This is a genomic window from Pseudomonas sp. G11-1 (assembly GCF_024031555.1).
Taxonomy (GTDB): Bacteria; Pseudomonadota; Gammaproteobacteria; order Pseudomonadales; family Pseudomonadaceae; genus Halopseudomonas; species Halopseudomonas bauzanensis.
The window spans coordinates 165,843-187,765 of the sequence record NZ_QEYQ01000005.1 but is presented as its reverse complement, the minus strand read 5'-3'; the positions used below and the strand labels follow the sequence as shown (position 1 = coordinate 187,765).

Below are 21,923 nucleotides of genomic sequence, written 5' to 3'. Positions count from 1 at the left end.
CCAGCGGCTTCTTCTTGGCCTTCATGATGTTCGGCAGCGAAGCGTAGCGCGGCTCGTTCAGGCGCAGGTCGGTGGTGACGATGGCCGGCAGTTTCAGGTCAACGGTCTGCAGACCGCCGTCGATTTCACGGGTGACCTTGACGCGCTCACCGTCGACATTCACGGCCGAGGCGAAGGTGCCCTGGGCGTAACCGGACAGCGCAGCCAGCATCTGGCCGGTCTGGTTGTTGTCGGAATCGATGGCTTGCTTGCCGAGGATGACCAGCTGCGGCTGCTCCTTGTCGACGACGGCCTTGAGCAGCTTGGCGATAGCCAGGGAGTTCAGTTCGTCAGCGGACTCGACCAGGATGGCGCGGTCGGCGCCCAGTGCCAGGGCAGTACGCAGCTGCTCCTGAGCAGCAGTCGGGCCGACGGTGACGGCGACGATTTCGGTCGCCACGCCTTTTTCCTTCAGGCGTACCGCTTCTTCCACGGCGATTTCGCAGAAGGGGTTCATGGACATCTTGACGTTGGCCAGATCAACACCGCTGTTGTCCGCCTTGACGCGAACCTTGACGTTGTAGTCAACGACCCGCTTAACCGCTACTAGTACCTTCATGGTTACCTCGTTCTTGTCGCGTAGTTGCCGCGTAACTGCAGGCGAAGCCTGTCTTGAAAAGTGACTTCTTCATGGCTTATAGTCACAAAAGGACTAAAGAGAGTGTTTCGTAAAGCCCCTTATCATGCCGAGGGTCCGATGGCGGGTCAATAGCCATACAGCAAAAGTAGTATTGAAAAAACGGCAGCTTTACATCTTTACACTGGTGTGAAGAAGCGTGATTGATATAATGCGCCGCTATGTATTCACGGAAGATCTCAAGATAAAGCGATTTTCGATTCGGCCGATGAGTTAGGAGATAAAAATAGTGGAACGCGAATTCATGGAGTTCGATGTCGTCATCGTGGGAGCGGGCCCTGCCGGTCTGTCTGCCGCCTGTCGCATCAAACAGCAAGCAGCTGACGCCGATCAGGAGATCAGCGTCTGTGTCGTGGAAAAAGGCTCTGAAGTGGGCGCCCACATTCTATCCGGTGCGGTGTTCGAGCCCCGCGCCCTGGAAGAGCTGTTTCCCGACTGGAAAGAGCTTGGCGCTCCGCTGAATACGCCGGTCAAGCGTGACGACATCTATATGCTGACCAGCGAAGAGAAGTCCACCAAGCTGCCTGGCCTCTTCGTGCCGAAAACCATGCACAACGAAGGCAACTACATCATCTCCCTGGGCAATCTGTGCCGCTGGCTGGCCCAGCAGGCCGAGAATCTGGGCGTTGAGGTGTATCCGGGCTTCGCTGCCCAGGAAGCGCTGATCGACGAGAACGGTGTGGTTCGCGGTATCCTGACCGGCGACCTGGGTGTCGACCGTGAAGGCAACCCGAAGGACGGCTTCTATACCCCCGGGATGGAGCTGCGCGCCAAGTACACCCTGTTCGCCGAAGGTTGCCGTGGCCATATCGGCAAGCAGCTGATCAAGCGTTACGACCTCGCCTCCGACGCCGACGCCCAGCACTACGGCATTGGCATCAAGGAAATCTGGGATATCGATCCGGCCAAGCACGAGCATGGCCTGGTGGTTCACACCGCCGGTTGGCCGCTGGATATCACCGGCAACGAGAATACCGGTGGTTCTTTCCTTTACCACATCGAGAACAACCAGATTGTCGTGGGCCTGATCATCGATCTTTCCTACAGCAACCCGCACCTGTCGCCGTTCGATGAGTTCCAGCGTTACAAGCATCATCCGGTGATCAAGCAGTACCTGGAAGGCGGCAAGCGCGTTTCCTATGGTGCCCGCGCGATCTGCAAGGGTGGTCTGAACTCCCTGCCGAAGATGGTCTTCCCCGGTGGCGCACTGATCGGTTGCGATCTGGGCACGCTGAACTTCGCCAAGATCAAAGGCAGCCACACGGCCATGAAATCCGGCATGCTCGCGGCTGACGCAGTAGTCGAAGCATTGAAGGCCGGCCGCGAAGGCGGCGACGAGCTGACCAATTATGTGGACAGCTTCAAGACCAGCTGGCTGTATGACGAGCTGTTCCGCTCGCGTAACTTCGGTCCCGCCATCCACAAGTTCGGCGCCCTGCTCGGCGGTGCGTTCAACTATGTCGACCAGAACTGGTTCGGCGGCAAGATCCCGGTCACCCTGCACGATAACAAGCCGGATCATGCGCAGCTGAAGAAGGCCTCCGAAGCGCCGAAGATCGCCTATCCGAAGCCCGATGGCGTGATCAGCTTCGACAAGCTGTCGTCGGTGTTCCTGTCCAATACCAACCATGAGGAAGACCAGCCGGTCCACCTGCAGTTGAAGGACCCGAGCATTCCGATCGAGCAGAACCTGCCGTTGTACGACGAGCCCGCGCAGCGTTACTGCCCGGCCGGTGTGTACGAGGTGGTGAGCAATGATGATGGCAGCAAGCGCTTCCAGATCAACGCCCAGAACTGCGTACACTGCAAGACCTGTGACATCAAGGACCCGGCCCAGAACATCAACTGGGTGGCTCCGGAAGGCACTGGCGGACCGAATTACCCTAACATGTAAGGTTCGCTGACTGTGCCTGATCCAGGCGCAGCAAAAAGCCCCGGCAAAGTGATTTGTCGGGGCTTTTTTGTACTTGTCCAGTCTTGCTCTGCCTTTCAGGCCGCCACGATCGGTATCAGCCCCGGCCCGCGTGGATTAGACGGCAGCGGTGGCAATCCATGCAGGGCCCGGGCCCGCTGGCAGTCCGGGCTGTCCAGGCCATTCTCACCATGATAAGGAAACTCGCGACAGGTGCTGGAGCGCTTTTCATAGATGCTGCAGCGGACCGCATCCCCTACTTCGCCCATCAGCGCCACGCAACGAGGTGACGGCTGGTTGGTCCCTTGCATGCAGCTCAGGTGGGGGGTGACCTTTTCGGTCAATCGCTCAGGCACCAGCCCGCCGGGCGCGCTATCGGCCTCGCCCCAATAGAAGGACACTCGGAAGGTGGAGCAACAGGCACCGCAGTCCAGGCAGGGTGAAAATTCGCTCATCGCATGGCAATCCTCGTTCGTTTTTCGGAAGAGATTTTTACGCCTGTTACCCGGTTCTTCACAAGTAGGCGGAAGAAAAAAATATTGCCTGCCGGGGCAGCCCCTTGCCCTGCCCCGCTACATTCACGTTACTATCGAGGGCCTGTTTCGCCGCTAGCCTGGAGAACCCGATGGCCGATTCCCCCATTGTTGCCGGTATGGACCTGAACCGACTGAACCGCATTGCCGAGCATCTGGAAAACAATTACCTTGCGCCCGGCAAACTGCCTTGCGCGGCGACGCTGGTGGCCCGCCATGGCCAGGTGGTGTGGCAGCAGACCCAGGGGCTGATGGATGTCGAGCGGGCTCTGCCCGCCAACAGCGACACGCTGTATCGCATCTATTCGATGACCAAGCCGATCACCTCTATCGCGCTGATGCAGCTGTATGAGCAGGGGCGTTTTTTGCTCGACGATCCGGTGCACAAGTACATCCCGTCCTGGCGCAATCTGCAGGTGTACAAGTCTGGAGTCCATCCGCAGTTCATCACCACGCCGCCAGCACGGCCGATGACGATTCGCGATCTTCTGACCCACCAGTCCGGACTGAGCTATGGCTTTTCCTGCCGCACCAATGTGGATGCTGCCTACCGTGAACTCAGGCTGGATGGCCACTCCGGCCTGACCCTGGAGGGTCTGATCGATGAGCTGTCCCGGCTGCCCCTGGAGTTCTCCCCGGGCAGCGCCTGGAACTACTCGCTGGCAACGGATGTGTGCGGCTACCTGGTCCAGGTATTGTCCGGCAAACCTCTGGATGATTATTTTGCAGCCCATGTTTTCCGACCTCTGGGCATGCAGGACACCTTTTTCACCGTGCCTGAGGACAAGCTGGCACGTTTTGCGGCCTGCTATCAGTACCAGGATGGCGATACCTTCAGCCTGCAGGACAACCCACAAAGCTCGCACTTCACCCGGCGCCATGGCTATCTTTCAGGCGGCGGCGGGCTGATCTCTACTCTCGGCGATTACTACCGCTTCGCCCAGGCCCTGGCCAACGGCGGCGAGCTGGACGGCGCACGCATTATCGGACGCAAGACGCTGGAGTTCATGCGCCTCAACCACCTGCCGAACAATACCGACCTGCCCTCCGTCTCCACCGGCGGCTTCAGCGAGACGCCCTATGACGGCTCCGGTTTCGGGCTGGGCTTCGCCGTGAAAACCGATATAGCCAAATCCCAGACCATCGGCTCGCCGGGGGAATACGGTTGGGGCGGCATGGCCGGCACCACCTTCTTCATCGATCCGGTGGAGGATCTGATCGTGATTTTCATGACCCAACTGATCCCCTCCTCCAGTTACATGATCCGTCAGGAGCTGCGGGCACTGGTCAACGCCGCCCTGGTTGATTGATTTTTCACTGGAAAGCCTACCGGGGGGCTGATAAAAACGCCGGATAAGGGTATAACGGCGCAATGAAAATACCCCCGAGAATTCAACCCCTGGTCGACGATGGCCTTGTCGACGAAGTCATCCGCCCATTGATGAGCGGCAAGGAAGCTGCAGTCTATGTCGTGCGCTGCGGCGATGCGATCCGCTGCGCCAAGGTGTACAAGGAAGCAGACAAGCGCAGCTTCAAGCAGGCCGCGCTGTATCAGGAAGGCCGCAAGGTGCGCAACTCCCGGCGCGCGCGGGCGATGGAGAAAGGCTCCAGGTTCGGTCGGGAGCAGCAGGAAAGCATCTGGCAGAACGCCGAAGTGGATGCGCTGTACCGGCTTGCCGCAGCTGGCGTGCGGGTGCCCAAACCCTACGGCTGTTTTGACGGCGTACTGCTGATGGAGCTCGTGACCGACGAAGAGGGTATGGTAGCCCCGCGTCTGAACGATGTTTCCATGTCCGCCGAGCAGGCTCTGGAGGATCACGCCCTGGTCATGGAGTTCGTCAAGCGCATGCTCTGCGAAGGTCTGGTGCATGGTGACCTGTCGGAGTTCAACGTGCTGGTCGACGAGTACGGCCCGGTCATCATCGATCTGCCCCAGGCAGTGGATGCCGCAGCCAACAATAATGCCTTCTCCATGCTGCAGCGGGATGTCACCAACATGTCGCTCTACTATGGCCAGTACGCCCCCGAGCTATTGAGTACGCGCTACGCCAAGGAAATGTGGGCGCTCTATGAAGAAGGCAAGCTGACGCCGGACACACCGCTCACCGGGCAGTTCGATGAAAGCGACGAGACCGCGGATGTCGACTCGGTGGTTGCCGAGATCAAGGCGGCCATGGCCGAGGAAGAAGAGCGCATCCAGCGCATCATGGACGCCGATCAGGAATAAGGGGATCAGTCATCGACCCGGCCACGCAGCGCCTTGATCTTGCCGCGCTGGGTCTTGCTGTCCATACGCCGCTTCTGCGAGCTCTTGGTGGCCCTGGTCGGGCGTCGCGGCTTTTCCACCACGGTGGCTTCCTGAATCATCTGCACCAAGCGCGCAATGGCATCGTCCCGGTTCTTTTCCTGGGTGCGATGCTGCTGCGCCTTGATCACCACGATCCCTTCCTTGCTGATGCGCTGATCCTTGAACTGCAGCAGCCGTTCCTTGTAGAAATCCGGCAGGCTCGATGCCTGAATATCAAAGCGCAGATGGATCGCGCTGGAAACCTTGTTGACGTTCTGGCCGCCGGCGCCCTGGGCGCGGATGGCGGTTAGCTCCAGCTCGTTCTCGTCCAGCGCGACGGTTGGTGACAACTGGATCATCCGGCCACACCCGCTGCGTCACGGCATTGGGGCTGGCTTGCCGCGCTGCTGGCGTCGTGCAGAAAACGCACGATCCAGCGCATCATCAGCAGGCTGTCCGGCTCGGCACTCAGCGACGCCAGGCCGGCTCGCAAGCGCGCCGGCGGCAATGTCCGCTCACGCAGCTGCATCAGATCCCGGCAATAGCCTTTGCAGAACTCGGGATGTCCCTGCACGCTGAGAAAGCTGTCGCCGTACTGGATCAAGTAGTATGGACAGAACTCGCTGCTGGCCAGTACCTCGGCCTGCGGCGGCAGGATCACCACCTGATCCTGATGACTGACCAGCAGGTCCAGATGAGTCTGGAAGGGCTCCATCCACGGCTTGCGCTCGAGCACCTGGTTGAACGACATGCCCACCCCCCAGCCCTTTTCCGACTGCCGAACCGTGCCGCCAAGCGCCCGGGCCATCAGTTGGTGGCCGAAGCAGATGCCGACCAGGGGGATTTTCTGCTCCCAAAGGGTGCGTACGAATTCGCACAGCGCCTCAATCCAGGGCAGGCCATCATTCACCCCGAACTTACTACCGGTGATCAGCCAGGCATCGCATTCGTCTGCGCCAGCGGGCAATTGCCCATCCAGCACCCGGTACACCGGCAATTCGCAGTCGGGCAACAGCTCTTGCAATAGAGTGGCGAACATCTGCGGATAATTGCCGTATCGCGTCTGCAGGCTTTGCTTCACATCATCACATTGCAAAATACCGATCTTCACATTTCACCTCATCGAATGGATCTGGCTACGGAGCCCCATTGCCCCCAGGCGGGAGGCGATGCAATGGCCGTGCCGTCTACTCCCAGCCCGGCACACCACGGCGAATCAGCGCCGAGAAATCGGGAGCCGTATCCGCCTCCCGAGCCTGCTGGGTAATCCGACCGCGGCGCTGCAGCTCCGCCAGTGACAGCCCAGGGACCATGCCACCTACCTCATGAACATAGGCCGGTAGATAGCCAGTCAGCAATAGCCGGTGGTCCAGCGGCAGGCCATCGACGATCTTCTTCATCATCGAATACACGATGGTGGTGCAGTTGCCGGTCACCGTATGGTAGAAACGCGGCTGCTCAGCGAGCTGGTTGGCCTGCACTACGAAAGAGCGAAACAGCTCGCGCGCATCAGCCGGGCCCAGATTGATGCGATACAGCTCAAGCTCCTCGTGACGCACATTGCTGCGCACCCGCACAATATCGCGCTCATCGGCGGCGATGATGCTCAATTCGAATTGCTTGAAGAAACCACCCAGCTCGGAAAACCTTTCATGCCTCTCCCGGCGAATCTCCACCGAGAACGCCACATGCTCGCCGTCGCTGAAGCCAAATGACACCAGGACATGGGAGATGGCCGCCAGCCCCCAATTGGAGGTGAACATGTCCACCGAGCGCAGGCGGGACAGATCATATACGCGGCTTTCCCAACCGATGTCGTAGTCCTGCTGACTGCGCCAATGGAAATTACGCACATTATCCAGCCTGACCTGTCGGCCATCGACGGTGCCCGTGGTGATGTGGGCCAGGTCATCAGCCCAGTCCCGTTGATTGCTCGGCTTGATTGTCCCCCACCAGACAACCAGCAGGGCGAACAGGGCGATGTACACCAACAGGCTTTGCCACCAGCTACCTCCCAGCCAGAACCAGTACAGCAGCGCGACCAGACCAAGCAGCCACAACAGCGGAAACCCATAGCGCCCCGCCCCACCACCCGGTGCCTGAAACCACAGTGCCAGCACTGCCCACAGGCTACTGAGAATCATCAGAAAAGTGACCAGCGACAGCAGAACGATCCGAAACATGCGAGGCCTGCAAGGAAAATTTCGCTCATCCTACGTCAAACGCGGGAAGCAGGTACAGGGGCAGCCTCCTACCTAGAGCTGCCCCTCGATCGGCAGCCAGCCGAGGAACCAGGCCGCGGTGCGGCGGAAGCGGCTGGCATGGGGTTCCCGATCCCAGCTTTGTTCAGAGGACTCCCAGCGCAGTTGATCGTTATCGTCGAGTTTCAGCTCAAAGGCGAATTCACCGGAGGTCCAGTGGCGAAACAGGCCAGCCAGCGCTTGCGCCAAGTCGGCCTGATGCACCAGCACGCCCGCCTCGGTATTCAGGACGATGGAGCGCGGATCGAGATTGACCGAGCCGACGAACACCTTATCCCGATCAAAGACGAAGGCCTTGGCATGCAAACTGGCCTGGGATTCGCCGAGGAAGGTGCTGGTCCGTTCTTGCTGGGTGGACTGGCGCTGGAGCTCCCAGACTCGCACACCGCCCTTGAGCAGCGGCTTGCGATAGCGGGCATAGGCACTGTGCACCGCGAGCACATCGGTGGTGGCGAGCGAATTGGTCAGCACGCGCACATCCACACCGTGCTCTACCATATCGATCAGGAAAACCTCTCCTCGGGAGCCCGGAATGAAATAGGCGGACATCAACAACAGCTCTTCTTCACTGTCCCGGGCATGGCCGATCAGCTTGCGTGCCAGTATTGGCACCTGATTGGTGTCGTGCTGGGGGTCGGCCTTGGTGGGCGGGTCCGACAGCCATTGCGCCTCACCCCAATGCCAGACGATGCGGTCATCATGCAGCGCCCGGTGAAAGGGCGACTCGGCCACCGCCTGCAGATAGGCGCCCCCGTCGTGCCGCTCACGCAACGCCTCGAGCTGTTTGCGCAGCTTGAGGCTGGCGTCTTTGCCGGGGCGGCGGAACATGCTTTCCACTGGCACCGACTCGTTGGCGTTCCAGTAGTCATCGAAACTGCGCGTCACGTCCCGAGTGATGCGGCCCATGCCCAGGATATCGATATCCTGGAAATCCATGGCGCTGAGGGAGAAGTACTCATCACCGATATTACGTCCACCGGTAATGAACATCTGGCTATCCACCACCATCAGCTTGTTGTGCATGCGGTAGTTGATGCGGCCGAATTCGCCAATCTTGCTGAAATATTTCAGCACACGCCCGCGCAGGGTCACGGGATTGAACAGCCTGACTTCGATATTGGGGTGATGGTTGAGCGTGGCGACGTCGAAGTCACGCAGGCCGCTGCCGATATCATCAAGCAGCAGGCGCACCCGCACGCCGCGGTCAGCGGCGCTGAGCAGACGCTCGGCGATCAGTCCGCCGGTCACATCGCCGCGGTAGATGTAGTACTGCAGATCCAGGCTCCGCTCGGCCCCGTCGATCATCGCCAGTCGTGCCGCCAGCGCGTCGGTGCCGGTTTGCACCAGCGTGAAACCGGACAGCCCGGCGCTATTCTCAGGCTGATGGTCACGGACGTAGCGGCCGATTTCGGAGCCGTAATCGGGTTTGACCGCGACGCTCGGAGGCAAATGGCGTTCCGGCAAGGAGCTGGCGCAGCCCACCAGCGTCACGATTATCAAGATCAATAATGTCCGGAAACCTGTCTTCACCCTGCCCCGCCTTGCTCGCATGCTGACAATGGCAGTCTAGCAGCGAGCCGGCGTGGAGCGTTAATCCGTAACCATCAACTGATACTCTATGGCGCGGCCGCCGCGGGTGTGCAGGAGGATGTAAGCCTGGTTGGTCGGCTTCAGATTCTGTAGCTGGGCCGCACTCAGCAGCGCACGCCAGGTGCCGGCAGCGTCATCGCGTTCGCTATCGAAGAGCACACTGAGTACCTTGGCCGCTGGCTGTTGGGAAAGGCTGTATCCCGCCACATGACCACCTTTGGCCGCTACCGGGAACCCCACATGCATGGCCAGCGAACTTGCGGAGCTGCCTGCCAGGTCGGGCAATTGCAGCGTCAGCGGGCCGGTGAGCTCCATGCCGCCGCGGCGCACGGCCGCGGTACCGATTTTCAGCGCCAGTGGAGGTAATTGCCGATCGAGCTCGTCAGGCCTGAGGTCCAGCGAGCGGCCAAACAAACTCATGGCAGGCCGTGATTTGAGGCTGATGCGGTATTCCACCCCGTCGACTTGATGTTGCAGGACATCGCCCTGGCGTACATCAACCGGCTGCCGCTCAGCGGCTGGCAATGCCGCGTAGCTGCCGCAAAGGCTATCGCGAAGGCGGTCCCGTTCGGTGGTGTCCAAGGTGTCGTTGCTCTGCATCGCCTGACACACCTGCCGATCGTAACCATCCCACGCCAGGGTCGTCGCACCGGCGGCGGTCAATTGCTCGATAACCGTCCGATTCGCTCTAGCGGCTGCCAGCAGCAGAGCGGTCTGCCGGCCCTGCCCGGCCTCGCGCCGCTCCGGGCCGCCGACACCCATGGTCGGGCGCAACTGGGTTTGACCATGCACATTGGCGCCATGGTCCAGCAACAGTCGCACGCTGTCGGCTTGGTTGTGCTCAGCGGCGCTCATGAGCGCGGTCTTGCCCCAGCGGTTGCGTTGATCGGCGTCGAAACCGGCATTGAGCAACAACTGCAGATTGTCCGGGCGCAGAACCGCCGCCATTACCGCCGGCGAGTCGTCGGGCCCGAGACCACGGCGTGGGCCGAGGGTATTCGATTCATAGGTGATGAAATCCCGCACCACTGGCGCCGGTGCATTGTTCAGCAGCACGCTGTGCAGCATGGCAAACTGGCGCCCGCGCTCAAGATCGCCCGGAGCGGGGGCCACGGCGTAGCGCGGGTTATAGCTTGCATGGGCAGCCAGCGGCAGCGCCACCGGCTGGGCCGGTGGCGCGAGGTTCTCCATGGCGCGGGCCAGGGTTTCATGCAGCAGCAGATCCGCTGCGATGCGCGCCTGCGCCTCGTTCAGCCCTTGGCCGAGGAACATCTGCTGCAGCTCCTGCCAAGCCGGCTGCATCATCGGCATCACCCGCCGGTAGATCTGCTTGTTGGTCAGGTTGCGCTCGGACCAGTCGAACAACGCATCCAGCGCCTGGTCCTGGCGCTGATGCAGCGCCGCCTCACGCCCGTATCGCTGCAGGGCGTCGGTTCCCAGCAATGGCAGATTCAGCAGCGTCCACTGCGCTTCCTTCCAGGCCTGAAAGGCGTCGCGGCGCTCATGCTGAGCCATGGCCGGTAATGGATCGCCAGCGATGTCATTGAGCTCGGCTTCCAGCCTGGAATAGGCTGCCAACCCGGCCAGGGTGTTGGTCCGCGGCGGCGTAAGATAGGTCTGGTACAGGCACAGCGGTTGCAGGTTGGCGCCATCGAGCCGATACAACCCGGCGTAGGCCGATTCACCCCGCGCCGCCGGCGAATAGAAGCCCCAGGTTTCGTTGACCAGCACGTAGGCCTGCCCACCCCGGCGAAATACATCGATGGTCCCGTAATCACCGGTCTGCGATGAGGCCGCATGGGCACGCCCTCCGTAGTTGGGCTGCTCGGCGATCCAGAACGGCAGAGTCGCATCGTCCAGCAGCGGCTGGCCATCCACGCTGAGACCGCGGGCGCGGGTCTGGTAGCCGGCGTAGAGCCCGGCGTTGTAGAGCTCGACCCTGACCTGGCGCCCGTCGACACTCGCCTGCGGCACCTGAGCGTGACTGCCGGCGATCAGCGTTACGCCATCCAGGCGCGCCGGTGACGGCAGGCCATGGCGGCGCAGATCCCGGTTCAGCTCGGCGCCGGTCTGCTCGCACACGCCGGCGTCTCGATTATCCACCAGACGGTATTCGGCGTAGCTGGCCAGGGCATGGGGGTCATTACCGGCAGTGGGCCTGGCCGGCGGCCAGCTATCCAATGCGCGGCGCCGCTGCTGGTACAACCCGGTAAGACAATGGCGCAGTTGCTCGTTGGGCTCGGTATCCATTGTAACCGCGCATTGCTCGCCTCGGCTCAGCAGCCATTGTCGATGATTTGCCGCCAGCAGCAGGCTGCCTACCGGGTCCAGCTCATGTTGCAGCCGGTGCTGCTTCTGGACCAACGCCTTGTCCAGCTGGGCCAGTGCATCATCAGCACAGATCTGCCGATGCACTGCTGGCAAGGCCCCAGTACAAGCAAAGCTGGCTCGGGTCTGCTGCACTGCCGGGCGGGCCTTGGGAGTGGTATCGATGGGTGGCTTCGGCGGCACTGGGGCGGCACAGCCTCCCAGCAACGCTGCGGCAATCAGGGTGCAAGAAAAACGTGTTGTTACCGGCATATTCTCAGTCCTTCCCTGCAACGGTGTCATTTGATGAAGATGGCGGTGCCATAGATGACATATTTCTCGGCTCCCTGATTGGGCGGCGGCGGAAACGGCCCCGCGCCGCGGACGGCCTGCTCGGCCGCAGCGTCGAGCAACTCATCACCACAGCGATCAATTTCGTAACTCAACATCCGGCCACTGGCGTCGACGGTAATTTCATAGGGGATATAACATTGGCGCTTAAAGTCATTGGGATCGCCCTTGTACCCCGGCGGCGGCTTGTATACCGATCCTTCCGGACGCTGGAGACGTGCGGTGACCCGGCCCTTGACCGTATCGGCATAGCCGGAGGGCACCGGCCGCCCTCGGGCCGCAACTTGGCTTTCCATGGGCGTGGGGGCCGGCGCTGCCCAGTCCTGGTTATCGCCGAAGGAATGCACTGGCGGCCCGCTGCGCTGCGGGGTTGCCGGCCGTGCCGGCGCCGGTTCTCGCGCTACAGCCTGGGGCTGAGGTTGGGGTGCTGGTTCCGGCTCAGCTATTGGCTCTGGCTCTGGCTCTGGTTCGGGCTCGGGCTCGGGGGCCGGTTCGGGCTCTACCGGCGATACCAGCTCGATAGCAACTACCTGCGACTGCTGCACTATCGGATGACTGAATCGGCTGTCCATCAACCAGACCACCAGGGCCGCATGCAGCCCAATGGATAGCACGATTACCAGCAAGCGTATCGGCCAGGCCCGCTGCGGGTTTCCGCGGTGAGCTTGCATCAGGGCACCAGCTCTTCCATGGCCACCAGGCTGATGCGCGGGTAGCCGGATTTCTGCAACTGGTTCATTACCCGCATCAGGGTGCCGTAATCCACTGCCTGGTCGCCGCGCAGGAATAACCGGGTATCCAGCCGTTGCCCCGTTGCACCATGGGTCGCAGCGCTCAGCTCTTCGAACGCCACCAACCGTTCCTGCACGAACAGACGACCATCGGCCTGCACGCTGATATAGACGGGATCAGTCGGCGGCACATTCGGCGCTGCGGCATTGCTGGGCAGATCCACCGGCACATCCACGGTAGCCAGCGGCGCCGCCACCATGAAGATGATCAGCAGCACCAGCATCACATCGACAAACGGGGTGATGTTCATCTCGGCGTTCTGCTGGTAGCTGTGGCGTTTCACCGTCGGTCCGGAATCAAGATGGATGGCCATGATCAGCGAGCCTCATCCATCTGCCGGGACACCGTGGCCAGCAACTCGGCGCAGAAGCTGTCCAGCGTGCCAACGAAGCCGTTGATGTCGCGGGCGAACTTGTTGAAGATCATCACTGCCGGTATGGCCGCGAACAGGCCCAGTGCCGTTGCCAATAGCGCCTCGGCAATTCCTGGCGCGACCACCGCCAGGCTCGCGGTCTTCATGGTGGCGATACCGGCAAAACTGTTGAGAACCCCCCAGACCGTACCGAACAGACCAATGAAAGGCGCCGTCGCCCCGATGGTCGCCAGCACGCCCATCATGGCGCCGAGCCGGGACAGGTCCCCTTCCTGCACCACGCTCGCGCTCAGCGACATGCGTTGCAGCAAGCGATTAATCTGATCAGCCGTGACGTTGCTGCCCCGGTGATGATCGAAATGCTTCAGCTCAGCCTGTGCTGCCTGCCAGATGCGACCGACCGCACTGCCGCTGGCCTGCTCGGTCAGTTGGGCGGTATCCCCGTGGCGGAAGGCGTTAATGAATGCCCGGTTACGTCGTCTGGCGGCAGAGAAGGCCCAGAGCTTCTCGAACAGAATCGCCCAGGTCAGCAGCGAACAGAACACCAGAAATATCATGACCGACTTCACGACCAGGTCGGCCTGAACGAACATCTCGCGCACACCAAAGCGCTCAACAGCGGTCGCCGCGAAGGGCTCGGCGGCAACGATCTCCGCGGGAGCGACACTATCGCCGGATTGTTGTACCGCTGGGCTGGCGGGAGCGGCGGGTGCCTGGGCCAATGCCAGACCGCCGGTCAAGCCAGCTAGACCCAGTAGCGTCAATAGACTCATCAGCCGCAGCCTTGCCTGCCAGCTACCCGCCCGCGATCGAAGTTTATTGATTTCCATATGAACCTCGTTTGTTGTTATTGGTTGTCGTCGAAGCCGGAGGCATCCGGATTCAGGGGAGCGAGAATGGCCTGCAGCGCCATGACATAACGGCTGAAGGCAGTACGGCCCTGGGCGCTGAGGCATACCCGGGTGCGGGGCTTGCGGCCGGCAAAATCCTTCTTGACCAGCACGTAGCCCGCATTCTCCAGCGTGGTGAGATGCGCGCCGAGGTTGCCATCGGTAGCCTCGACAATGGCGCGCAATGCCACGAACTCGAGCCACTTCCCCGCATCCAGCGTGTTCAGCGCGGCCATGACTTTCAGCCGGACCGGCTGGTGAATGATTTCATCAGGTGTCTGCATCACAACGCCCTGAGCCAGAGGCCGGAGACGATCAGGGTGCCGCCGCAGGCGAGCGTCATCCAGGGCCAGAACACCGGGAGTAACAGGATATAGCCGCCCAGGCACAGGGTGCCGAGTAGCAAGCCGATGACCATATAGCGCGGCCGCAGCTGAATGCCACGCAGAATGTAAAGGGCCGCCAGCAACATGGGCGCGAGCATGGCGCCCTGCTCGGGTGTGAGGGGCCAGAAGACGATATTGAGGGCAAGGCAGAACAGCAGAAAGGTCCCGATGACGGCCAGATAACGCCAGGCGACGCGGGCTCCGTCGGCACCGGTACGGCTGGCCATCCAGGTGCCGACGCCTATGGTGACGAGAACGACCACTACCCAGATTGGGATCAGGTAATCGCGGAAGCAGGCGGTGAGAGCAAATCCGACGACATAGGCCAGCCCCCATAGCAGCAGCTGTCCGGATTCGGCCTGATAATCCTGGAAGCCGGCGGCGCGATGCCGGATCAAATCAATTTCACGCAGCGCCTGGGCGGCCTCTTCAACGGTAGTGGTCATACCGGATCTCTTTGTTGTTATTTTGTAAAGTACTCTATGCCACAGAGCGAGCAGAATCAATAACTGTCTCGCCATGACCTAAGGAAGTATTGTGATCCAGTTCACAATTAGGCGCTATTTCGTGAGCCAGACGGTGGTGTCACCGACCTGCAGGGGCTGCTAGCTCATGAGTACGGACGCGCCGAAGGGGTTGTGCATTTGCCCCAGACCGGATTCGCCGGCGACGGCGCCCTACCGCCTCGCTGCTGCGGTCAAGCGCCAGCCCATCCGGCCAGCATCAAGCGGGTGGATATCTTCATGGAGGGCAACGCACCAAGTACCGAATGTGCGTTGCTATGGAAAAGGGGCTGCAATTTGATTACAAACCGGCAACCAGCATCACGCCGCTGCCGGCCTGCGGGGCGGTTCAGCGGGTCGACACCATCATGTTGCTGCCCTCGGAGACCGGGCAATTGATGAACGACGAGGTGGCCAGCCAATGATCATCCGGATACCAGGAAAACATGAACTGGCCGCCCTTCAGACTATCCACCACCATGCCCGCCACTTCCGGGCGTACCGCCGGGCAACCATGGCTACGACCGATACGGCCATGGCGCTCGATCCAACTGGGATCAACATAATCGGCGGGATGAATAACGATCGCCCGCTGTCGGGCCAGATCATTGATGCCCGGCTCCAGGCCATCCATGCGCAGGGAATAGCCGTGCTTGCCGAAGTAGCTTTCCTGGGTGCGGAACAGGCCGATACTCGACTGATGGCTGCCCTCGATATTGGAGAAGTTGCTCGCCAGGTTATCACCCGAGCCCTGGCCGTGGGCGACCAGATCCTGCAGCACCAACGTCCTGGTCTGCAGATCGAAGATCCACAAGCGCTGATCGCTGGATGGCAGGGAGAAGTCGATTACGGCAAGACGCTCGGCCGGCTCGGCGCCACTATTGACCGCACATTGCATCGCCGACACGGCGGTCAGCAGTACCTGCGGATTGAGATCAGGGGCCTGGCTGGCCAGGGTGCTGGCCAAGTGGCTCTGCGGGTAGGATTGGGTGGGTGGATGGGTGATGGCGGTCTCCATGGCGGCCGCCGGGCCGGCTACAAATGCGAGATAGGCAGCAGTCAATACGCCAACGCAGCGTAGACGATCGAACATCGAATTACCCCTCGGCTCAAAAGGGTCGAGCCAACAAAAAATAAAGAAAACAGGTCGCTCTCCGGCTGCTTATCAAACAGTCTGCGTGGCTTTGCCTATACTGCAGAACAGGCCGGATGAACAGATGCGCCCCCAAAATGTCGTTGGGAGATTACCTGTTGCTCAAAAAATGTACAGTGCTATTCGTCAGTTGCCTTTGCTGGGCCGCAGTACCCGCCAAGGCAGAATTCACCGTCAAGGTTGCATTGACGCCCATCCAGGAGAGCTTGATGCAAGGCACCGCCCAGCGGTGTGAAGGGCTGCCGGAACTACGCAGTATGCCGATCGACGAAGCCCTGGAGCAGCTCTACGAGGTCAATGGCTACATTTCCATCTGGCAACAGGAAGAACGTTTGCAGAGCCTGCAGGAGGAGTTGCTCGAGCTGGCCACTGACGGGCTGGAGCCGCGGGAATATGCTCTTGCCTTTGCCGACCCGCCCGAAGATGTCTGCGCAGAACTGCGGGTGACCGGCACTTATCTGCAAGCATTGGAGCACCTGAGCCGCGGCCGTCTGGACCCCGAAGACCATGAACCCATGTGGCATCCGAAGGATTATCCGCCACCCATGCGGTCGACCGTTGCCGAGCTGGCCCGCTATGGACTAGCAGACATGTCCCGGGCATTCGACCGTGCGCGCCCCACTCTGCCCCAATACGTGGAATTACGCCGCGCCTACCGACAGATGGACCGCGAACCGATGGTCTTCACTGCCTTCCCCGAGGGCCCGTCGATCAAGCCGGGAGCGACCGATCAGCGCCTGCCCCAGCTGGCCCAGCGGCTCATGCTGGAAGGTTTTCTGCCATGGGAAGACCCTTCTGCCGGCCCGCTCACCGACCCGATCACCTCTGTTGCCGAGCCGGTACGCGCTCAGCCGCTGAGCTATGATAGTCAACTGCAACAAGCAGTCCGGGCATTCCAGGTTGCCCATGGTTTGCAAAGCGACGGCATTGTCGGTCGGCAGACGGTGGCGGCGCTGAACGTCACCCCGCAAGAACGTCGGCTGCAGCTACTCATCAACCTGGAACGTCTGCGCTGGCTGGAGGCCAGGAGGGATGAGCATGTGTTGCTGGTCAATTCGGCTGGCAGCACCGCGGTCATATTCCAGGGCAACGATGTCCGCTGGGCATCCCGGGTGCAATCGGGCACAGCCGACCGAGCTACTCCGCTTATGGTATCGCGCATCAACCGGGTTACCCTCAATCCCAGCTGGACCATTCCGCCAACCATTTTCCGCAAGGATAAACTGCCACAGATCCGCAGCAATCCGGCCTACTTTGCCGAGCGCAATCTGCAGGTGCTGGATTACCAGGGTAACCGGTTGAATCCGGCGGATATCGACTGGTACAACCCCCAAGGTGTGCTGTTGCGTCAACCACCGGGGCCAGAGAACCCGCTCGGGGCCATGGTGTTCCGCTTCGAAAATCCCTTTGCCGTATTCCTCCACGATACGCCCAGCCGGTCGCTGTTCGAACGGGCTGCGCGGAATGTCAGCTCCGGCTGTGTGCGGGTGGAGCAGGCAACGGAACTGGCGGATTATCTATTCGATAACCTGGACGCAAGCGAGCGAGAACGCATCCGCAAACTCCAAGCCACCGGAAAAACCCATGAGATCCGGGTCAGGAATGGCCCGCAGGTGATCCTCGGCTACTGGACGGTGCAGGTGATGGAGGACGGCAGCCTGCGCTATCTGCCTGACCCCTACGACATGGATGAGGCATTGGCGAAAGCCCTGAACGCGGCTCTCCAGGAGGACTGAATTCAGAAGCCCAGCGCCGCCAGCCGCTGGGCGATCGATTGCAGTATTTCCAACCCCTGCACATCGGTTTCCAGCCAGGGCAAGCGCGGACGGGGCAGTTGGCTCAGTTCGGTATCGATCCGTTGCAGATACACGGCTTCCTGCTCGCGACGGCGGCGCAGGAAGTCGCCATCGGCCTGCTCGGGAATGACCCGGTTGACCAGTGTCGCAACCACGGGAATGCCCACTTCCGCGAGAGTTGCCACGGCCCGTACGGTTTCCAGAATCGGCAGCCGCTCGGGCGTCATCACGAACAGAAAACCACTGATCGCAGGATCTTCCAGCTTGCGCCGCGCCTGATGAAACAGCCGACGACGGTCCATCAGGGTTTTGGCAACATCCCGTGATCGCCGGTCCACGGTGCTCAGCGAGTCATGCTCCGGATCGTCAAAGGGCGTGGCGATGTCGCGCCCTGCTTTGGGTGTCAGATGCTGCAACACCTTGCCCAGCTCGGCGGACTTGCGATTATGCGACAGCAAGCCATCAGTCCAGGCGGCCATGGCTTCCGGCAATGACAAAAGGCGCAGCGTATGACCGATGGGCGCGGTATCAAAAATGATCAGGTCATATGCACTGGCCGGATCATTGATCAGCCGGGCAATGCGCTCCAGCAAAGCCGCTTCCTGAGTGCCCGGGGATTGTCGCGTCAGCTGCATCTGCCGCTTGAGTTCGCCGAGCATTTCCGGGGCGGCAAAGCCCTTCATCTGCTCCATTACCCGCTTGAGGTGGCTGTCGACCTCGGCATCCGGATCGATCTCCATGGCGTCCAGATTCGGCAGTATACGTCGCGGCTGGTCGTCCAGCTCACGGGCGAAGACGTCCCCGAGACTATGGGCCGGGTCGGTGGACACCACCAGGCAACGCTGACCGCGCTCTGCGGCGAGGATCGCCAACGCAGCCGACACCGTGGTCTTGCCCACGCCGCCCTTGCCGCCGACCCAGACCAGCTTGCGGCTCAACAGATCAAACATGGGGTTCTCTCAACAGCAACGAAAGTGATCCAGCGGCGAATGTTCCATGCCCATGCGCCGATGCCAGTCGTGGAAACGCTCCAGCAAGAACGGCTGCAGCTCCAGTGTGTAATAGGCGGCCGGGTTCGGCACACCCATCATCTCGGCAAAGACCAGCAGCATGAAGAGGTCATCCTCATCGCGCCGGGCCCGGGCAATCGCGCCACGATAGCGGCTGCTGTAGGCCTCTTCCAGGAAGAAACGGGCCTGGTCAAGCCAGCCCCGCTGCTTCGGCTCTCGCCCTCCGGTCACGGCTGTTCCTGCGCCGCAATGGCGCGGTGGCGCTTGAGCGCCGAGGCGCATTCCATGGCGACCAGGATCGACGCAACCAGCACCACCAGGTCCAGGACCAGCAGGAAGTAGTTGCCTTGCTCGTAGAAAGTCCGCACTTGGAGCACCAGCGCGATGACCGTCATTACCAACACGAAGCACAGGGGCACCAGGGTATACCTGATCGGTCGACGCAGGTGGACCAGCATCACGGTGATGACTAACAGCGTCAGGCCCGCCAGTAACTGGTTGGTGGTGCCGAACAGGGGCCAGATCAGCATGCCGCCGGAGCCATCTGCGCCACCGGCGCCAAAGGCCAGCAACAGGCAGGAAGCAATCGCCAGGATGGTCGCCGGCAGCCCCTTCTTCATCCACTCGATATTGTAGATATCACCCCACTCCTGGAATATGTAGCGCTGCAGGCGCAGGCCAGTATCCATGGTAGTGCCGGCGAACAGCGCAGCCATCACTGTCAGCATGGTGGCCGCCAGCACATCGGATACCCCCATGGCGTTGGAGATGATATAGGCGCCGCCCTGCACGAATGCCGTCACCCCACCCTGGCCGAACGCGGAATACATGGCCTCCCAGTCTGCCAGCGAGGCAAATCCGGCCGAAGCCACCAGAATCGCCGCCAGGGCCAGCATACCCTCGCCCACCGCACCGAAATAACCAACGAAACGAGCATCGGTCTCGCGGTTAAGCTGCTTGGAGGTAGTGCCTGACGAAACCAGACCGTGGAAGCCGGAGATGGCACCACAGGCAATGGTCACAAACAGCAGCGGAAGAATGGATGGCGTACCGGCCGGCACGTTGTCGTTGAACATCGGCGCGATCATGCTCGGGTTGAGCAGCACGATAGCGGCATACAGGATCAGCAGCCCGACGAACAGTTGCAGGCCGTTAATGTAGTCGCGGGGTTGCAGCAGCATCCACACCGGCAATACCGAGGCGACACCGGCATAGAGGAACAGCAGCAGGATCCAGACGGCGTTACCAGACATGCCAGCGACCTCAGCTGGCATCTGAACCGGCACTGACGGCCCGAGCAGAATCAGACCATACAAGGCCGCCACGCCGACGACCGATACCGTGATCAGACCAATCTTGCGCCGATAGATCAGTTGTCCGATAACCAGCGCCACGATGATCGCACCCCACACCGGCACGACCGCCGATGGGAAAGCCATCATCAGATTGGCGATCACCACGGCGAATACCGCGTTAACCATCAGCAGCAACAGGAAGATGACGATCATGAATATGCTGCGTGCCCGCTTGCCGACCACATCACCGGTCAGCGATCCGACGGAGCGGGCCTTGTTGCGGACACTCGCCCAGATGGCCCCGGCATCGTGCACGCCAGCGAAGAAGATGGTACCAAAGACCACCCAGAGAAACGCCGGCGCCCAACCCCAGATGACCGCGATGGCCGGCCCCACAATAGGCGCGGCCCCGGCAACCGAGGTGAAATGGTGACCCCAGAGAACGTATTTGTTGGTGGGGACGAAATCGACGCCGTCTTCCAACTCATGGGCAGGCGTACGAAAGTCCGGGTCCAGACGGAATATCTTCTCGGCGATGAATTTGGAATAGACGAAATATCCCAATGCCATCAGGATCAATCCTGCCGCCAATACCAATACTGCGCTCATCCCATGCTCCTTGTTTTTATTTGTTTATCGCCATGCAATATAGCCCATGATTAGAAGCGAAGCTGCATATCAGGTGCAACCTCGAATTGCCCATGGAAACGGCCTGGCGCAGCGGTTCCGGGTCAGATCCAGCGTCGCCGACGAAAGAATACCAGCAGACCGACGACGATCACCAGCATGAGGGCCATCACCGCTGGATAGCCCCAGCGCCAGCGTAACTCCGGCATTACATCGAAATTCATCCCGTAGACGCCGACAATGAAGGTCAGCGGCATGAACAACGTGGCGAAGATAGTCAGCACCTTCATGATTTCGTTCATGCGCTTGCTGATGCTGGATAGATACAGATCGAGCATGCTGACCAGTAGCTCGCGAATGGTGTCGATGCTGTCCATCACATGGATGGCATGGTCATATACATCACGCAGGTAGAGCCGGGTTTCTTCGGAAATCAGCGTGCTTTCGTCCCTGCTCAACCGGCTGAGCACTTCGCGCAATGGCCAGATCGACTTGCGCAACAACAGCATCTCCCGCTTGTAGTGATGGATGCGCGCCAGCGTGTCGGGGCCGGGTGCGTCGATCAACTGGTCTTCCAGTGCCTCGACCTGCTCGCCGATGTATTCCAGCATTTCGAAATAATGATCCACCACCGCATCCAGCAGCGCGTAGGCGAGATAATCGGTGCGCATGAAACGGATACGCCGGCCGGCCCGCAGCCGTTCGCGCACTCCCTCGAACACATCGCCCGGGCGCTCCTGGAATGACAGAACGAAATTCGGTCCCAGCACCAGGCTCAGCTGCTCGGAATGAATCTGCTGCCGCCCCTGGTCGAACTGCAGCATGCGCAGCACGATATAGAGATAGCCCTGATAGTCTTCCACCTTGGGCCGCTGGTCGGTATTGAGGATGTCTTCCATCACCAACGGATGCAGTTCGAACAGCGCCCCGAGCTTTTCCACTACTGCTGCGTCGCTGACACCATCGACATTGAGCCACAGGATGCGCTCGGCGTCTGTCTCCCTGGCATAGCTATCCATATCCTCGATGACCGATTCGGACAGCTCGTCAGGGGTATAACCGATCAGGCGGATGGCCGCGCTGTCCGGCTTGTGCTTGCCGATATGCACCAGTGTCCCGGGCGGTGCTCCGACCTTGGCCCCGCGCCTGACTACCAACTTGCGTGCCATATGCCCTCCGGA

Annotated in this window: 21 protein-coding genes; 4 read left to right on the top strand and 17 right to left on the bottom strand. The window is 60.9% G+C overall.

Annotated elements, in window-relative coordinates:
• Nucleotides 1-598, bottom strand: a 598-nt coding sequence (locus tag DHB74_RS14775; protein ID WP_499161813.1) for an electron transfer flavoprotein subunit beta/FixA family protein, incomplete at its 3' end; no start/stop codon positions are given.
• A 307-nt stretch (nt 599-905) separates the two neighbouring features.
• On the opposite strand from DHB74_RS14775, the gene DHB74_RS14770 reads away from it, so the two are divergent.
• Nucleotides 906-2,570 carry an electron transfer flavoprotein-ubiquinone oxidoreductase gene (locus DHB74_RS14770; RefSeq protein ID WP_499161812.1) on the top strand — a complete coding sequence of 555 codons (1,665 nt, stop codon included), beginning with the start codon at nt 906-908 and terminating at the stop codon, nt 2,568-2,570.
• Nucleotides 2,571-2,665: 95 nt separating this feature from the next.
• On the opposite strand, the gene DHB74_RS14765 is transcribed toward DHB74_RS14770, so the two are convergent.
• Nucleotides 2,666-3,043 (bottom strand): YkgJ family cysteine cluster protein, encoded by a 378-nt coding sequence (locus DHB74_RS14765; RefSeq protein ID WP_499161811.1) that lies wholly within the window; start codon nt 3,041-3,043, stop codon nt 2,666-2,668.
• A gap of 170 nt (nt 3,044-3,213) precedes the next feature.
• Between DHB74_RS14765 and DHB74_RS14760 the strand changes: the two genes are divergently transcribed.
• Entirely contained in the window at nt 3,214-4,431 is a 1,218-nt protein-coding gene (locus tag DHB74_RS14760) for a serine hydrolase domain-containing protein (protein WP_499161810.1), read from the top strand.
• 62 nt (nt 4,432-4,493) lie between these two features.
• The gene (locus DHB74_RS14755) at nt 4,494-5,348 is read left to right on the top strand and encodes a PA4780 family RIO1-like protein kinase (protein ID WP_499161809.1); all 855 of its coding nucleotides are present in this window, start codon (nt 4,494-4,496) and stop codon (nt 5,346-5,348) included.
• A gap of 5 nt (nt 5,349-5,353) precedes the next feature.
• Here DHB74_RS14755 and arfB read toward each other — a convergent pair whose 3' ends face one another.
• From arfB to DHB74_RS14700, 11 genes are all read right to left on the bottom strand, one after another.
• Complete coding sequence (gene arfB, locus DHB74_RS14750) at nt 5,354-5,767, bottom strand: alternative ribosome rescue aminoacyl-tRNA hydrolase ArfB (RefSeq protein ID WP_036989739.1); 414 nt, start codon at nt 5,765-5,767, stop codon at nt 5,354-5,356.
• Nucleotides 5,764-6,519, bottom strand: coding sequence for a glutamine amidotransferase-related protein (locus DHB74_RS14745; RefSeq protein ID WP_499161808.1), 756 nt, complete (start codon nt 6,517-6,519; stop codon nt 5,764-5,766). Before DHB74_RS14745 ends, arfB begins: the two co-directional genes overlap by 4 nt.
• Nucleotides 6,520-6,595: 76 nt before the next feature.
• Complete coding sequence (locus DHB74_RS14740) at nt 6,596-7,591, bottom strand: Lnb N-terminal periplasmic domain-containing protein (protein ID WP_074778643.1); 996 nt, start codon at nt 7,589-7,591, stop codon at nt 6,596-6,598.
• A gap of 72 nt (nt 7,592-7,663) precedes the next feature.
• Nucleotides 7,664-9,118, bottom strand: coding sequence for a phospholipase D-like domain-containing protein (locus DHB74_RS14735; RefSeq protein ID WP_499161807.1), 1,455 nt, complete (start codon nt 9,116-9,118; stop codon nt 7,664-7,666).
• Between the two features lie 141 nt (nt 9,119-9,259).
• Nucleotides 9,260-11,839 carry an ankyrin repeat domain-containing protein gene (locus DHB74_RS14730; protein WP_499161806.1) on the bottom strand — a complete coding sequence of 860 codons (2,580 nt, stop codon included), beginning with the start codon at nt 11,837-11,839 and terminating at the stop codon, nt 9,260-9,262.
• Nucleotides 11,840-11,865: 26 nt separating this feature from the next.
• Complete coding sequence (locus DHB74_RS14725) at nt 11,866-12,588, bottom strand: TonB family protein (RefSeq protein WP_499161805.1); 723 nt, start codon at nt 12,586-12,588, stop codon at nt 11,866-11,868.
• Complete coding sequence (gene exbD / locus DHB74_RS14720; protein WP_074778638.1) at nt 12,588-13,022, bottom strand: TonB system transport protein ExbD; 435 nt, start codon at nt 13,020-13,022, stop codon at nt 12,588-12,590. The genes DHB74_RS14725 and exbD overlap by 1 nt, the downstream gene beginning before the upstream one ends.
• A gap of 2 nt (nt 13,023-13,024) precedes the next feature.
• Nucleotides 13,025-13,912, bottom strand: a complete 888-nt coding sequence (locus DHB74_RS14715; protein WP_499161804.1) for a MotA/TolQ/ExbB proton channel family protein — start codon at nt 13,910-13,912, stop codon at nt 13,025-13,027.
• A gap of 17 nt (nt 13,913-13,929) precedes the next feature.
• The gene (locus DHB74_RS14710) at nt 13,930-14,256 is read right to left on the bottom strand and encodes a winged helix-turn-helix domain-containing protein (protein WP_136869467.1); all 327 of its coding nucleotides are present in this window, start codon (nt 14,254-14,256) and stop codon (nt 13,930-13,932) included.
• Nucleotides 14,256-14,804 (bottom strand): hypothetical protein, encoded by a 549-nt coding sequence (locus tag DHB74_RS14705; protein ID WP_074778633.1) that lies wholly within the window; start codon nt 14,802-14,804, stop codon nt 14,256-14,258. Before DHB74_RS14705 ends, DHB74_RS14710 begins: the two co-directional genes overlap by 1 nt.
• Nucleotides 14,805-15,210: 406 nt before the next feature.
• Nucleotides 15,211-15,879: a murein L,D-transpeptidase catalytic domain family protein gene (locus tag DHB74_RS14700; RefSeq protein ID WP_280165669.1), complete on the bottom strand. Its 669-nt coding sequence runs from the start codon at nt 15,877-15,879 to the stop codon at nt 15,211-15,213.
• 344 nt (nt 15,880-16,223) lie between these two features.
• On the opposite strand from DHB74_RS14700, the gene DHB74_RS14695 reads away from it, so the two are divergent.
• Nucleotides 16,224-17,750, top strand: a complete 1,527-nt coding sequence (locus DHB74_RS14695) for a L,D-transpeptidase family protein (protein WP_499161803.1) — start codon at nt 16,224-16,226, stop codon at nt 17,748-17,750.
• A gap of 2 nt (nt 17,751-17,752) precedes the next feature.
• Here DHB74_RS14695 and DHB74_RS14690 read toward each other — a convergent pair whose 3' ends face one another.
• From DHB74_RS14690 to corA, 4 genes are all read right to left on the bottom strand, one after another.
• Nucleotides 17,753-18,760, bottom strand: coding sequence for an ArsA family ATPase (locus tag DHB74_RS14690; RefSeq protein ID WP_136869469.1), 1,008 nt, complete (start codon nt 18,758-18,760; stop codon nt 17,753-17,755).
• Nucleotides 18,761-18,769: 9 nt separating this feature from the next.
• A complete protein-coding gene (locus DHB74_RS14685; RefSeq protein ID WP_074778629.1) occupies nt 18,770-19,051 on the bottom strand; it encodes a cory-CC-star protein in 282 nt (93 codons plus the stop codon).
• On the bottom strand, nt 19,048-20,724 hold the full coding sequence (locus DHB74_RS14680) for a carbon starvation CstA family protein (protein WP_499161802.1): 1,677 nt from the start codon (nt 20,722-20,724) through the stop codon (nt 19,048-19,050). Before DHB74_RS14680 ends, DHB74_RS14685 begins: the two co-directional genes overlap by 4 nt.
• 122 nt (nt 20,725-20,846) lie before the next feature.
• Entirely contained in the window at nt 20,847-21,911 is a 1,065-nt protein-coding gene (gene corA, locus DHB74_RS14675) for a magnesium/cobalt transporter CorA (RefSeq protein WP_074778625.1), read from the bottom strand.
• Nucleotides 21,912-21,923 lie beyond the last annotated feature (12 nt).

What these genes read in the sequence shown, in the direction of transcription:
- arfB (WP_036989739.1), bottom strand. Translation starts at nt 5,767, where the DNA reads ATGATCCAGTTGTCACCAACCGTCGCGCTGGACGAGAACGAGCTGGAG.
- corA (WP_074778625.1), bottom strand. Translation starts at nt 21,911, where the DNA reads ATGGCACGCAAGTTGGTAGTCAGGCGCGGGGCCAAGGTCGGAGCACCG.
- DHB74_RS14765 (WP_499161811.1), bottom strand. Translation starts at nt 3,043, where the DNA reads ATGAGCGAATTTTCACCCTGCCTGGACTGCGGTGCCTGTTGCTCCACC.
- exbD (WP_074778638.1), bottom strand. Translation starts at nt 13,022, where the DNA reads ATGGCCATCCATCTTGATTCCGGACCGACGGTGAAACGCCACAGCTAC.
- DHB74_RS14755 (WP_499161809.1), top strand. Translation starts at nt 4,494, where the DNA reads ATGAAAATACCCCCGAGAATTCAACCCCTGGTCGACGATGGCCTTGTC.
- DHB74_RS14705 (WP_074778633.1), bottom strand. Translation starts at nt 14,804, where the DNA reads ATGACCACTACCGTTGAAGAGGCCGCCCAGGCGCTGCGTGAAATTGAT.
- DHB74_RS14680 (WP_499161802.1), bottom strand. Translation starts at nt 20,724, where the DNA reads ATGAGCGCAGTATTGGTATTGGCGGCAGGATTGATCCTGATGGCATTG.
- DHB74_RS14715 (WP_499161804.1), bottom strand. Translation starts at nt 13,912, where the DNA reads ATGGAAATCAATAAACTTCGATCGCGGGCGGGTAGCTGGCAGGCAAGG.
- DHB74_RS14695 (WP_499161803.1), top strand. Translation starts at nt 16,224, where the DNA reads ATGCAAGGCACCGCCCAGCGGTGTGAAGGGCTGCCGGAACTACGCAGT.
- DHB74_RS14700 (WP_280165669.1), bottom strand. Translation starts at nt 15,879, where the DNA reads ATGGAGACCGCCATCACCCATCCACCCACCCAATCCTACCCGCAGAGC.
- DHB74_RS14730 (WP_499161806.1), bottom strand. Translation starts at nt 11,839, where the DNA reads ATGCCGGTAACAACACGTTTTTCTTGCACCCTGATTGCCGCAGCGTTG.
- DHB74_RS14725 (WP_499161805.1), bottom strand. Translation starts at nt 12,588, where the DNA reads ATGCAAGCTCACCGCGGAAACCCGCAGCGGGCCTGGCCGATACGCTTG.
- DHB74_RS14710 (WP_136869467.1), bottom strand. Translation starts at nt 14,256, where the DNA reads ATGCAGACACCTGATGAAATCATTCACCAGCCGGTCCGGCTGAAAGTC.
- DHB74_RS14760 (WP_499161810.1), top strand. Translation starts at nt 3,214, where the DNA reads ATGGCCGATTCCCCCATTGTTGCCGGTATGGACCTGAACCGACTGAAC.
- DHB74_RS14740 (WP_074778643.1), bottom strand. Translation starts at nt 7,591, where the DNA reads ATGTTTCGGATCGTTCTGCTGTCGCTGGTCACTTTTCTGATGATTCTC.
- DHB74_RS14690 (WP_136869469.1), bottom strand. Translation starts at nt 18,760, where the DNA reads ATGTTTGATCTGTTGAGCCGCAAGCTGGTCTGGGTCGGCGGCAAGGGC.